Below are 12,698 nucleotides of genomic sequence, written 5' to 3' on the forward strand. Positions count from 1 at the left end.
CCGCGTCCTGCGGCAAAGCGGGCGGCCAGGGTCAGGCCGTAGTGGCCGGACAGCGCGGTGAGGCTGTTGAACAGCAGCAGCCCGCCCACCGCCGCCATGAACAGCGGCCGGCGCCTGAGGCCGCGCGTGGCGGCCACGACGGGAATGGCGGCCAGTACCGAACCCAGCGCGTACAGCGTGACCATCTGGCCGGCCATGGCTTCGGACACTGCCAGTCCCGTGCCGATCTGGGGCAGCAGGCCGGCCGGCAGGGCCTCGGTCATGATGGCCAGAAAGCCTGCCATCGCCAGGGCCAGCAGCCTGCCCAGTGGCAGGCCTGTGTCGAAGGAGGTGTCCATGGGCGAATTCATTGCCTTGTCCTTGCTGCGCATCTCAGGCATGGGAGGCTGGATGGGATGCCAGGTGGGATGCCGCCATGTCCTTGTCGCCATGCCCGGCGGCCAGCGCGCGTTCGAAGCGGCGCAGCCCGGCCTGGGCGCCATCCAGCAGCAGGCCTGCGCCGGCGGCGGCATCGGCCACCAGTTGCGCGTCCTTGACGGCATTGGCCACGGTGAAGCTGGCGTCGTAGCGGCCTGACAGCATGGCAGCGGCCTTGGCCTGGAAGAAGCCGCTGTCCATGGGCCCGCCCGTGACGGCATCGACCACCAGGGCCGGCTCTATGTCCAGCCCCTTGGCCAGCGCCAGGCTTTCGGCCAGGCCATGCGTGAGTGCGAAGGCCCAGTGGTTGAGCGCCAGCTTGAGCCGGCTGGCGGCGCCTGCCTGCTGCGCAATCCACAGGCTGCGTTTGCCGATGGCATCGAACACCGGCTGCGCCTGGCCGCGCTGCGCCAGCGGGCCTGCGGCCAGGATGACCAGCTGGCCCTGCTCGGCCGGCTGGCGCGTGCCCTGCACGGGGCAGTCGTAGAACACCAGGCCATGCCGATCGGCGAACTGCGCCAGCGGCGCGATGGCATCCACACCCACCGTGCTCAGTTGCAGCCACAGTGTGCCCGGCTGCAATGCGGGCGCTGCAGCCTGCATGGCCTGCAGCACGGCCGGCCCGTCCTTGAGCACAGTGACGACGATGCGGGCGCCACGCACGGCGTCGGCCGCATCGCCACAGGCCTGAACGCCGTCCGCCGCAAGGGCCTGGGCCTTGGCGGCCGTCCGGTTCCAGGCGCGGACGGTGAAGCCCTTGCGTTGCAGGTTGCGCGCGACGGGCGCACCGATCAGGCCCGTGCCGAGCACGGCAATGGTGGTTTGAAGGTTTGTATGCATGGGAGCTCCTGGGGTGATGAGAGAGTGAAACAGACGCGGAAAACTGAGATCCGCATTACTGGAACGATCATTCCAATTCAAGGAAAATAAAAACCCGCAACGGCACGACATGCGCGCGGCGGGTGGCGGGTGGCCGGCTATTGCGCCTGCAGCGCCATGTCGACCACGTCGACCACATCCATCAGGCACTGGCGGCGCTGCGGCGCGCTGCTGCCCTTGCCCAGCACGCGCAGGCCCTGCACGGTGTTCAGGACGAAGCGCGCCAGGGCGCGCGGCTTTTTGCTGTCGGTGATGTCGCCTTCCTGCTGGCCGCGCAGGATGAGCTTTTCCAGCGCCTTTTGCAGGCGCTGGAAGTTGCCGGCCACCCTCTCGGCGACGGCCTCGTCATGGCCGGCCAGCTCCAGCGCGGCATTGGCGACCAGGCAGCCACGACGCCCGGCATCGCTCAATTCGTCCTGCACGATGCGCAGCAGCAGCTGCCGCACCAGGTCCCGGGCGCGTCCCGGGCCGGACAGCAGTTCCACGTTGGAGGTGGTCACGGCCTCATAGCGGCGCAGCGCATGCTGGAACAGCCCCTGCTTGTTCTCGAAGGTGCCGTACAGGCTGCTGCGCGACAGGCCCGTGCCGTCCACCAGGTCCTGCACCGAGGTGGCCGCGTAGCCGCGCTGCCAGAACACCTGCATGGCGGCGTCTGCAATGTCATCGGGGTCGAAGTCCTTGGTGCGCATGGTGGCTCACTGAATTGGAACGATCATTCCATTCAATGTAGGCGGCCGTTTAGCGGCTGTCAAGATTGCGCCAAAGGGCCTTCACTCGCAGGGAATTTCCAGCCCGACCTTCACGCGGTCCAGCGCCACGATGGTCTTGAACCATTTGACGTTGGGGTTCTCGGCAAACAGGCGCCGCGCCAGGGCCTCGTACTCCTGCATGGTGGCCACGGTGAGCACGAGCACGAAGTCCACCTCGCCCGTGACGTAGTAGCACTGCTGGACCTCTGGCACGGCGAAGTGCGATTTCATGGCGTTGAGCGCATCGATGCTGGTGCGCTCGGTCATGACCTCCACGATGATGGTGATGGGCCGGCCCACGCGCGTGGGGTCCACGGTGGCGGCCTGGCCGGTGATCACGCCTTCGGCCTGCATGCGCTTGAGCCGGCGCTGCACGGCGGCCGTGGACAGGTTGACCTGCTCGGCCAGCAGGCGCAGCGGCACCGTGCTGTCGCGCTGGACGATGGCCAGGATGGCGCGGTCGAAGCCGTCCAGATCGGCCAGGTGTGCAGGGTGGGCGGTGTGCTTGGTCATGGGAAGCGAGGACTTTTGGAGGGTGAGAAATTTTCTCGCAAACACCCTCAATTCAGAGACCAAAAAACAGGTGCCGCGAAATAGTATTTCGTCGTTTTCCGCATCCAACGCATGCGGACCTGCCTGCCGAGAAAGCCCATCCCATGGCCACCCTGCTCCACCTGTCTCCCGTGTTTCTTGTGATGTCCATGCTCATGGTCTTGCGCCGCCCGCCTGTGCAGGCGGCCATGGCCGGGGCGGCGCTGGTCGCCCTGCTGTGGCTGGTCGATGCCTGGATGGCGACGGGCACCGCCGCTTCCGGCGCCGCCCTGGCCGCAGCGCGCGACACGGGCGTGCTGTTCCTGAGCACGGCCTTCGTGATCGTGCCGGGCCTGGGTTTCGTGATCCTCATCGAACGCATGGGCGTCAACCAGGCGCTGAGCCAGTGGGTGCGCTCGCTGGGCCTGGGGCCGGCCGATCAGGTGGTGTTCATCGTGCTGGGCCTGGCGCCGCTGCTGGAGGCGATGACGGGCTTTGGCGTGTCGCTGATCGCCACCGTGCCGCTGCTGCTGAGCCTGTTCGAGCGGCGCGCCGCACTGCGCATGGCGCTGGCGGGCATGGCCATCATGCCCTGGGGCACGCTGGGCCTGGCCACGGTGATCGGTGCCTCGCTGGCCCATGTGGATGCGGCCGCGCTGGCCGCTGTGTCCTCGCTGACCAGCGCGCCGGTGTTCCTGGTGCTGGGCGCCCTGTCCCTGCACCTGGCCGGCGAGCGCGGTGCGCGGGCCTGGCTGCTGCTGGGCGGCTTTGGCCTGCTGTTCGTGGGCGTGCTGCATGGCATCAGCCGCTGGCTGGGTCCCGAGGTGGCGGGCGTGGGCGCGGGCTTTGCGGTGGCGCTGGGCATGCTGGTACGCGCACTGCTGCTGCGCGGCACGGCCCAGGCGGCACTCGGCTGGCCGCGACAGGCCTGGCCGTATCTGGCGCTCGCCCTTGCCATCGTGCTGCTCAAGCTGCTGGCCCTGGCCACGCAGTGGGACCAGCGCTGGATCGTGCAGGGCGCTCAGGTGGCCTGGAAGCCGCTGGCCTCCCCGGGCGTGGCGCTGACCCTGGTGCTGGCACTGCTGCTGGCGCGCGGGGCCGGCCGTGGCGTTGCCCTGGCTGGTGCTCTGGCCGCCCGCGCCAAGCGCCCGCTGCTGACCATCTTCTTCTTTCTGGCCATGTCCCAGATGATGGTCAAGGCCGGTTTCCTGTCCGGCCTGGTGCAGCTGCTGGCCGAACTGGCGCCCGCTGCCCTGGCGCCCATCGTGGCGGCCTTCGGCGCGCTGGCCGGCTACATGACGGGCTCCAACGTGGGCGGCAACGCGATCTTCATGCCCGCCATCGCCCTGCTGCCCGAGTCCTCGCGCCTGCTGCTGGCCGCCGTGCACAACAGCGCCGCCGGTCATGCGGCCCTGGGCTCGCTGTCCATCGTCATGCTGGTGCTGGGCCTGGCACGGACCAATGCCCAGGAAGAGGGAGAACTCGTGCGCTTCGGCTTTGCGCTGGCCTGCCTCAATGCGGCGGCCGTGGCGCTGGCGGCGCTGGCGGCGTTGGTCATGGCGGGTCTGGGCGTGTTCTGAAGACGTGTTCCCTCCCAATGAAAAGAGGCGCCGCAGCGCCTCTTTGCAAACACGGCAAGCCGCCCGCGTTACTTGCTGTCGCGCAGCTCCCGGCGCAGGATCTTGCCGACCGGGGTCTTGGGCAGTTCGGTGCGGAACTCGATCACGCGGGGCCGCTTGTAGCCCGTGAGGTTGTCGTGGCAGAAGTCGCGCACGGCCTGTTCGGTGAGGCTGTCGTCCTTGCGCACGATGACCAGCTTGACGGCCTCGCCGGTCTTCTCGTCGGGCACGCCGACCACGGCGCATTCGAGCACGCCGGGGCAGTTGGAGACCACGTCTTCCACTTCATTGGGATAGACGTTGAAGCCGCTGACCAGGACCATGTCCTTCTTGCGGTCCACGATCTTGAAGTAGCCGCGCTCGTCCATGGTGCCGATGTCGCCGGTGCGAAAGTAGCCGTCGGCGGTGAAGACCTTGGCGGTTTCGTCGGGGCGCTGCCAGTAGGCGGCCATGACCTGCGGGCCCTTGATGGCGACCTCGCCGCGCTCGCCGATGGTGGTCACGTCGTTTCCTTCGTCATCGACGAGCTTCATCCAGGTGCTGGGCAGGGGCACGCCGATGGTGCCCGAGAACTCGGTGGAGGTGACGGGGTTGCAGCTGACCGAGGGACTGGTCTCCGACAGGCCGTAGCCCTCGCAGATGGGGCAGCCGGTCTTTTGCAGCCACAGCTGGGCCACGGCGCTTTGCACCGCCATGCCGCCGCCGACCGAGACCTTCAGGTGCGACCAGTCCACGGTGTTGAAGTCCGGGTGGTTGGCCAGGCCGTTGAACAGCGTGCTCACGGCCGGGAAGCTGTGAAAGCGCTGCGTGGACAGTTCCTTGAGCGTGGCCTTGAGGTCGCGCGGATTGGGAATCAGGATGGTTTTGCCGCCCGTGCGCATGGACAGCATCATGTTCACCGTGAAGGCGAAGATGTGGTACAGCGGCAGCGCGCAGATGCTGGTGGGCTGCTCGCCGGCCGGCACCTTGCCCATGGCGGGCTGGTTCCAGGCCTCGGACTGCAGCACGTTGGCGATGATGTTGCTGTGCAGCAGCACCGCGCCCTTGCTCACGCCCGTGGTGCCGCCCGTGTACTGCAGCAGGGCCATGTCGGAGGCCTGCAGCTGCGGCGCCTGGAAGGGCGAGCGCATGCCCTTGGCCAGCGCGTCGTTGAAGCGCACGGCCCCCGGCAGCGAGAACGGCGGCACCAGCTTCTTGACCTTGCGCACCACGTAATTGACGATGGCGCCCTTGAGCATGCCCAGCTGGTCGCCCATGGTGCACAGCACCATGTGCTGCACGGGCGTGGCGGCCTTGCAGGCCTGCAGCGTGTGGGCGAAGTTCTCGATGATGACGATGGCCTTGGCGCCCGAGTCCTTGAGCTGGTGCTCCAGCTCGCGCGCCGTGTACAGCGGGTTGACGTTGACCACCACGAAACCGGCGCGCAGCACGGCGGCCACGGCCACGGGGTACTGGGGCACGTTGGGCATCATCAGCGCCACGCGGTCGCCGCGGGCCAGGCCCAGGCTCTGCAGATAGGCAGCGAAGGCGCGGCTTTGCGCATCGACCTGGGAGTAGGTCAGCTCCTTGCCCATGAAGGAATAGGCCACACGGTCCGCGTAGCGGCTGAAGGCCTCCTCCATCAGGGCCACCAGCGAAGGGTATTGGGAGGGATCGATGTCGGCGGGCACACCTGCCGGATAGGCACCCAGCCATGGGCGGTCACTCATGCTGCTTGTCTCCTGGTTGTCTCGACTAATCGTGCATTCTCATAAAAAGCACGGTCGTTCGATACTGTGATAACCCTAGTACTACCCCTAGGGTCCGCATTGCGTTGCTCCAGGTCAAAGCTCGCCGGGCCGCCCAGGCCCTCCGTCACGACCGCGGTTCAATCCCAGGCCGGAGCCAGCCCGTCTGGGCTGACCTGGCGGTCGCCGCGCTCCAGCGCGGCGATGCGCTGCATGTCTTCGGCGCCCAGCACCAGCTGGCAGCTGTCCAGGTTGGCCTGCAGGTGGGCGCGCCGGGTGGACGAGGGGATGACGGCATAGCCCATGGCCATGGCCCAGGCCAGAGCCACCTGGGCGGGCGTGGCGCCGCGGGCGGCGGCGACGTCGGCCAGCACGGGATCGGCCAGCAGCTTGCCGTAGCCCAGCGTCATGTACGAGGTGGTGTGGATACCCTGCTGGCGTGCGAAGTCGGTGACGGCGCGGTTTTGCAGATAGGGGCTGAGCTCGATCTGGTTGGTGGCGATGTTCGCGGCGCCCACGGCGACGATGGATTGCTGCAGCAGCGCGATGTTGAAGTTGGACACGCCGATGTGGCGCGTCAGCCCCTGCTCCCTGGCGCGCATGAGGGCGCCCAGGCTGTCCTCCAGCGGCACGCTGCGCGAAGGCCAGTGGATCAGCGTCAGCTCCACATGGTCGGTGCGCAGGGCTTCAAGGCTGCGCTCCAGGCTGGGGATCAGCGCGTCGGCGGACAGGTTCTCGGTCCAGATCTTGGTGGTGAGGAACAGCTGATCGCGCGGCACGGCGCTGGCGGCGATGGCGGCCCCCACATCGGCCTCGTTGCCGTAGATCTGGGCGGTGTCGATGGCGCGGTAGCCCACTTCCAGGGCCTGGCCCACGGAGTGGCGCACCACCTCATCCTTGAGGCGGAAGGTGCCCAGGCCGAAGGCGGGCACCACGGAAGCGAGAGAGGCAGTCGATGTCATGCAGGTCTTTCAAAAAGGCAAAAAAGGCGCGGAACAACGCCTCGAAGACTGCAGTCTGGCGCGTTCACGCTTGCAGATAAAGCCTGGTATCGGCAGAAAATATTTGACGCTGCAGCAACAATTGCGCCAAGCTGGCATCCCATGAAAACCACGCTGGACGAACTGCAGGCCTTTCGCGCCGTGATCGACTGCGGCAGCATCACGGCGGCGGCCGAGCAGTTGGGACAGACCACCTCAGGCATCAGCCGCAGCCTGTCGCGCCTGGAGAAAAAGCTGGCCACCACCTTGGTGCGGCGCACCACGCGCAGCCTGGAGCTGACCGAGGAAGGCGCGCGCTTCCTGGCCCGCACGCGCGAGGTGCTGCAGGCCCTGGACGCGGCCGAGGAGGAACTGGCCGCGCGCCGTGAGGCGCCGGCCGGGCTGCTGCGCGTCAACGCGGCCTCGCCCTTCATGCTGCATGCCATCGTGCCGCTGGTGGGTGAGTTCCGCGCGCTCTATCCGCTGATCACGCTGGAGCTGAACACCGATGACCTGCACATCGACCTGCTGGCCCAGCGCACCGACATCGCCATCCGCATCGGCGAGCTGCGCGACTCCACGCTGCATGCGCGGCTGCTGTGCCACAGCCTGCTGCGCGTGCTGGCCAGCCCCGCCTACCTGCAGGCCCATGGGCCCGTGGCGAGCGTGGCCGCGCTGGCGCGCCACCAGCGCATCGGCAACAGCCAGGTGCCGGGCCTGAACCACTGGCCGCTGCGCACGCCCGAGGGCGGCGACCGCTGGGATGCCGCGCCCCAGCTCACGGCCTCCAGCGGCGAGACCATGCGCCAGCTGGCCCTGGCCGGCCAGGGCGTGGTCTGCCTGGCCGACTTCATGACCGTGCGAGACCGCGCCCAGGGCGAGCTGGTGCAGGTGCTGGCGCGCGAGACCGTGCAGCAGCGCCAGCCCATCCACGCCGTCTACTACCGCAACACGGCGCTGGCCGCGCGCATCACGGCCTTCCTGGACTTTCTCGCGCAGCGCATGGCGGCAGGTTGAGAGGTGGCGTCGCATTCCGGCGCCGCCCCGGGAACGACTGGGAGGCAGCCGGCCGCATCGTCAAGGCGGCCGGCGCGCGCATCGAATAGTCCGCAAGGCCGTCACAGCAGCTTGGTGCCCAGCGGCACCTCGCGGTCGGGCACGCACAGCGCGACCTCGCCGTTCTCGTTGTGGAATCCCGTGACCAGGCATTCCGAGCGCATGGGACCGATCTGCTTGCTGGGAAAGTTCAGCACGGCCACCACCTGGCGGCCTATCAGTTCCTCGGGCCGGTACAGCGCCGTGATCTGGGCGCTGGACTTGCGCAGGCCCAGTTCGGGGCCGAAATCGACCTGCAGCACATAGGCGGGGCGGCGCGCCTCCTTGAACACCTGGGCGTCCACGATGCGGCCCACGCGCAGCTCCACCTTGAGGAAGTCGTCAAAGCCAATGGTCTCGTGCAATGCGGATGAAGTAGTCATGCGGCCATGATGCCGCGCCGCCGGTGCCGGCTTTGTCGAGCAACGCTTGCAGTGCGGGACAGTGGCGGGCTCACGAACGCGCGCAGGCATGCGCAAGCCGTGCCATCGCTTCCTGCTGCGGCAAATGCGTGAGGGCCTTCGCCGCCGGCAGATGCACAGAGCAGAAATAGGCCAGTCCCTGCGGATGGGACAGCATGTCGGCCTGCTCGGCGCAATGGTCGGCAAAGCACAGCCAGGCTCCGTGCAGCGGGCCGGGTTCCTGCGTCGGGTCCTTGTTGCAGACGCTGCAAAGGGCGGGTTGCATGGCGGTCGAATCACAGGAGATGAACAGGCCGCCAGTTTCGCAGCCTCCATGAAAAAGGCCGGCATCGCGTCCGATGCCGGCCTGGTGCGAGGCCCTTCGACAGGCCCCGCAGGGGTTCGCGCCAGGATTACTTGGCGGCGACCACGCGCACCATTTCCAGGCACTTGTTGGAGTAGCCCCACTCGTTGTCGTACCAGGACACGACCTTCACGAAGGTCTTGTCCAGGGCGATGCCGGCTTCGGCATCGAACACCGAGGTGCAGGACTCGCCGCGGAAGTCCGTGGCCACGACCTTGTCTTCGGTGTAGCCCAGCACGCCCTTGAGCGCGCCTTGCGACTGGGCCTTCATTTCGGCGCAGATCTCTTCGTAGCTGGCTTCGCTGTTCAGCTCCACCGTCAGGTCCACCACCGACACGTCGGAGGTGGGCACGCGGAAGGACATGCCGGTCAGCTTCTTGTTGAGCTCGGGAATCACCACGCCCACGGCCTTGGCTGCGCCCGTGCTGGAGGGAATGATGTTTTCCAGGATGCCGCGGCCGCCGCGCCAGTCCTTGTTGCTGGGGCCGTCCACGGTCTTTTGCGTGGCGGTGGCAGCGTGCACGGTGGTCATCAGGCCGCGCTTGATGCCCCACTTGTCGTTGAGCACCTTGGCCACGGGAGCCAGGCAGTTGGTGGTGCAGGAGGCGTTGGAGATGACGTCCTGGCCAGCGTAGGTCTTGCAGTTCACGCCGAAGACGAACATCGGGGTGCTGTCCTTGGAAGGCGCGGACATGATGACCTTCTTGGCGCCGGCAGCCAGGTGCTTGCGTGCGGTCTCGTCGGTCAGGAACAGGCCGGTGGCCTCGATCACGATGTCGGCGCCGACTTCGTTCCACTTCAGGTTGGCGGGGTCGCGCTCCTGCGTCAGGCGGATGGTCTTGCCGTTGACGATCAGGTTGGAGCCCTCCACCGAGACCTCACCCTTGAAGCGGCCGTGCACGCTGTCGTACTTGAGCATGTAGGCCAGGTAGTCGGGCTCGAGCAGGTCGTTGATGCCCACGACTTCGATGTCGCTGAAGTTCTGCACGGCAGCGCGGAACACCATGCGGCCGATGCGGCCGAAGCCGTTGATACCGATCTTGATCGTCATATTTGCCTCTTGGATTGACGGATTGCGAAAAACGGAAAAACTGAAACGGTGAGGGCCAGGCCGGGCCTGGCGGGCGGCAAAAAGGGGCCACAGGCCCCTTCTCGCAGCTTTACTTGCCGGCGCGCTGCAGCGCAGCCTGCACGGTGTCGGCCACGTTCTCGGCCGTGAAGCCGAAGTGCTTGAACAGCACGGGCGCGGGGGCCGATTCGCCGTAGGTGTCGATGCCGACGACAGCGGCGCAGCCGTACTTCCACCAGAAGTCGGTCACGCCCATTTCCACGGCGATGCGCGGCAGGTTGGCCGGCAGCACCTGGCTCTTGTACTTGGCGTCCTGCTTGTCGAAGGTGGTGGTGCTGGGCATGGAGACCACGCGCACGGCGACCTTGCGCTCGGCCAGCAGCTTCTGGGCGGCCAGGGCCAGCTGCACTTCGGAGCCGGTGGCGATGATGACGGCCTGTGCCTTCTTGTTCAGGCCGACGGCCTTGGGCTCGGACAGCACGTAGGCGCCGCAGGCGATGTCGTCCAGCGCGTCTTCGGTCTTGGCTGCGTAGGCCAGGTTCTGGCGCGACAGCAGCAGGGCCGTGGGCTTGTTCTTCTGGCTCAGGGCCACGGTCCAGGCGACGGCGGTTTCCGTGGTGTCGGCAGGGCGCCAGACATCCAGGCCCGGGATCAGGCGCAGCGAGGCGGCGTGCTCGATGGACTGGTGGGTCGGGCCGTCTTCGCCCAGGCCGATGGAGTCGTGCGTGAAGACGTGGACCACGCGCTGCTTCATCAGCGCGGCCATGCGGATGGCGTTGCGGCTGTAGTCGCTGAAGGTCAGGAAGGTGCCTGCGTAGGGGATGTAGCCGCCATGCAGGGCGATGCCGTTCATGATGGCGGCCATGCCGAACTCGCGCACACCGTAGTTGATGTGGCGGCCGATCTTGCCGTCTTCGGTCAGGACCACGGCACCCTTGTCGTCCACGCGCAGCGAAGGCGTGCTCTTGGTGTTGGTCAGGTTGGAGCCGGTCAGGTCGGCAGAGCCGCCCAGCAGTTCGGGCAGGGCTGCGGTCAGGCCCTCCAGGGCCAGCTGGCTGGCCTTGCGGCTGGCCACGGTGGCGCCTGCGTCGTGCGCGTCGGAGGCGATCTGCGCGGCGATCTCGCCGAAGTTGGCGGGCAGGTCACCGGCCATGCGGCGCTTGAATTCGGCAGCCAGTTCGGGGAAGGCCTTGGCGTAGGCGGCGAACTTCTTGTTCCAGGCCGCTTCGGCCTTGGCGCCGGCGGCCTTGGCATCCCAGTCGCCGTAGACGCTGGCGGGGATGTCGAAGGGGCCGTGCTCCCAGCCCAGGGCTGCGCGGGTCAGTGCGATTTCCTCGGCGCCCAGGGGCTCGCCGTGGGCCTTGGCCGTGTCCTGGCGGTTGGGCGAGCCCTTGCCGATGCTGGTCTTGCAGCAGATCAGCGTGGGCTTGTCGCTGCTCTTCTTGGCGGCGGCGATGGCGGCATCGATGGCCTGCACGTTGTGGCCGTCCACGTCGCGCACCACGTTCCAGCCATAGGCTTCGAAGCGGGCGGGCGTGTTGTCGATGAACCAGGGGGCGACCTTGCCGTCGATGGAGATGCCGTTGTCGTCGTACAGCGCCACCAGCTTGCCCAGCTTCCAGGCGCCGGCCAGGGCCGCGGCCTCGTGGCTGATGCCTTCCATCAGGCAGCCGTCACCCAGGAACACGTAGGTGTGGTGGTCGACGATGGCGTGGCCGGGACGGTTGAATTCGGCAGCCAGCAGCTTTTCTGCCAGCGCGAAGCCCACGGCATTGGTGATGCCCTGGCCCAGCGGGCCGGTGGTGGTTTCCACGCCGGGGGTGATGCCCACTTCGGGGTGGCCGGCCGTCTTGCTGTGCAGCTGGCGGAAGTTCTTGAGCTCGTCGATCGGCAGCGCGTAGCCCGTGAGGTGCAGCAGCGCGTAGATCAGCATGGAGCCGTGGCCATTGGACAGGATGAAGCGGTCACGGTCAGCCCATTGCGGGTTGACGGGGTTGTGCTTGAGGTGACGGCTCCACAGTGCCACGGCCATGTCGGCCATGCCCATGGGGGCGCCGGGGTGGCCGGAGTTGGCTTGTTGAACGGCATCCATTGCGAGTGCGCGGATCGCATTCGCCATTTGTTGAGTGTTGGCCATCAGGGCGCTCCGTGAAGGAGGGGGTAATCAGAGTAAGCCGGCTATTTTAAAGGACGCGGGTTTTTGGCTCCCGCGCGCGGGGCAATGGCCGCTGGCAATGGTCTACAGTTGCGCTCCATGACCGCCTCGCCCATCCAGCCGTTCCCCGCCGCCAAGGCGCTTTTCCTCACCGAGCAGCCACCAGCCATGCTGCTGGCCGCAGGCCGTGGCGAGCGCATGCGGCCGCTGACCGACACCTGCCCCAAGCCGCTGCTGCAGGTGCAGGGCCGGCCGCTGCTGCAGCACCACCTGCAGGCCCTTGCGCAGGCCGGCGTGCGCCGCGCCGTGGTCAACACGGGCTGGCTGGGCGAGCAGATTCCCGCGCGCTTCGGGGAGCGCTTCGCGCCCGACACAGGTGGCGAGCCGCTGCATCTGGCCTATTCCCCCGAGCCCGAGCAGGCGCTGGAGACCGCAGGAGGCATTGCGCGCGCGCTGCCGCTTCTGGACACGGTGTTCTGGCTGGCGGCCGGCGATGTCTACGCGCCCGACTTTGATTTCCCGTTCGAGGCGGCCCGCGAATTTGCCGCCAGCGGACGGCTGGCCCATCTGTGGCTGGTGCCCAACCCCGAGCACCATCGGCGTGGCGACTTCGGCGTGGACGAACTGGGCCTGGCCTGCGACTGGCCCGAGGGCGATGCCCGCCCGCGCCAGACCTACGGCACCATTGCGCTGCTGCGCGCCGAGCTGTTTG

Annotated in this window: 13 protein-coding genes and 1 pseudogene; 4 read left to right on the forward strand and 10 right to left on the reverse strand. The window is 67.6% G+C overall.

What is annotated here, in order from left to right; genetic code table 11:
- The 4 genes and pseudogenes from L995_RS30640 to L995_RS30655 form a co-directional block, all read right to left on the reverse strand.
- Positions 1–350: pseudogene (locus tag L995_RS30640) on the reverse strand (MFS transporter); the annotation flags it as partial.
- A gap of 22 nt (positions 351–372) precedes the next feature.
- On the reverse strand, positions 373–1,257 hold the full coding sequence (locus L995_RS30645; protein WP_047475230.1) for an NAD(P)-dependent oxidoreductase: 885 nt from the start codon (positions 1,255–1,257) through the stop codon (positions 373–375).
- A gap of 137 nt (positions 1,258–1,394) precedes the next feature.
- Positions 1,395–1,985: a TetR/AcrR family transcriptional regulator gene (locus tag L995_RS30650; RefSeq protein WP_013804518.1), complete on the reverse strand. Its 591-nt coding sequence runs from the start codon at positions 1,983–1,985 to the stop codon at positions 1,395–1,397.
- Between the two features lie 81 nt (positions 1,986–2,066).
- The gene (locus L995_RS30655) at positions 2,067–2,558 is read right to left on the reverse strand and encodes an Lrp/AsnC family transcriptional regulator (RefSeq protein WP_016449824.1); all 492 of its coding nucleotides are present in this window, start codon (positions 2,556–2,558) and stop codon (positions 2,067–2,069) included.
- 143 nt (positions 2,559–2,701) lie between these two features.
- Here L995_RS30655 and L995_RS30660 point away from each other — a divergent pair, with 143 nt between their 5' ends.
- Entirely contained in the window at positions 2,702–4,156 is a 1,455-nt protein-coding gene (locus L995_RS30660; protein WP_047475232.1) for an L-lactate permease, read from the forward strand.
- Positions 4,157–4,224: 68 nt separating this feature from the next.
- Here the strand turns inward: L995_RS30660 and L995_RS30665 are convergent, their stop codons facing one another.
- Complete coding sequence (locus L995_RS30665) at positions 4,225–5,904, reverse strand: long-chain-fatty-acid--CoA ligase (protein WP_016449826.1); 1,680 nt, start codon at positions 5,902–5,904, stop codon at positions 4,225–4,227.
- 158 nt (positions 5,905–6,062) lie between these two features.
- On the reverse strand, positions 6,063–6,884 hold the full coding sequence (gene dkgB / locus L995_RS30670) for a 2,5-didehydrogluconate reductase DkgB (RefSeq protein ID WP_047475233.1): 822 nt from the start codon (positions 6,882–6,884) through the stop codon (positions 6,063–6,065).
- Between dkgB and L995_RS33610 the strand changes: the two genes are divergently transcribed.
- Both L995_RS33610 and L995_RS30675 read left to right on the forward strand, forming a co-directional pair.
- The gene (locus L995_RS33610; protein ID WP_156136162.1) at positions 6,883–7,029 is read left to right on the forward strand and encodes a hypothetical protein; all 147 of its coding nucleotides are present in this window, start codon (positions 6,883–6,885) and stop codon (positions 7,027–7,029) included. The genes dkgB and L995_RS33610 overlap by 2 nt on opposite strands.
- A complete protein-coding gene (locus tag L995_RS30675; RefSeq protein ID WP_017406318.1) occupies positions 7,026–7,919 on the forward strand; it encodes a LysR family transcriptional regulator in 894 nt (297 codons plus the stop codon). Before L995_RS33610 ends, L995_RS30675 begins: the two co-directional genes overlap by 4 nt.
- 101 nt (positions 7,920–8,020) lie before the next feature.
- Here L995_RS30675 and L995_RS30680 read toward each other — a convergent pair whose 3' ends face one another.
- The 4 genes from L995_RS30680 to tkt all read right to left on the reverse strand — a co-directional run bounded on the left by L995_RS30680 (position 8,021) and on the right by tkt (position 11,968).
- The gene (locus L995_RS30680) at positions 8,021–8,380 is read right to left on the reverse strand and encodes a tRNA-binding protein (protein WP_026062619.1); all 360 of its coding nucleotides are present in this window, start codon (positions 8,378–8,380) and stop codon (positions 8,021–8,023) included.
- A 70-nt stretch (positions 8,381–8,450) separates the two neighbouring features.
- On the reverse strand, positions 8,451–8,684 hold the full coding sequence (locus L995_RS30685; RefSeq protein WP_047475235.1) for a hypothetical protein: 234 nt from the start codon (positions 8,682–8,684) through the stop codon (positions 8,451–8,453).
- 127 nt (positions 8,685–8,811) lie between these two features.
- Positions 8,812–9,813: a type I glyceraldehyde-3-phosphate dehydrogenase gene (gene gap, locus L995_RS30690; protein WP_012202871.1), complete on the reverse strand. Its 1,002-nt coding sequence runs from the start codon at positions 9,811–9,813 to the stop codon at positions 8,812–8,814.
- Between the two features lie 109 nt (positions 9,814–9,922).
- Positions 9,923–11,968 (reverse strand): transketolase, encoded by a 2,046-nt coding sequence (tkt, locus tag L995_RS30695; RefSeq protein WP_047475237.1) that lies wholly within the window; start codon positions 11,966–11,968, stop codon positions 9,923–9,925.
- A gap of 117 nt (positions 11,969–12,085) precedes the next feature.
- Here tkt and L995_RS30700 point away from each other — a divergent pair.
- Positions 12,086–12,698 (forward strand): nucleotidyltransferase family protein (locus L995_RS30700; RefSeq protein ID WP_047475239.1); only part of this gene is annotated, 613 nt, incomplete at its 3' end.

Origin of the sequence: Delftia sp. ZNC0008 (assembly GCF_000799035.1) — a bacterium.
GTDB classification, from domain to species: domain Bacteria; phylum Pseudomonadota; class Gammaproteobacteria; order Burkholderiales; family Burkholderiaceae_C; genus Comamonas; species Comamonas tsuruhatensis.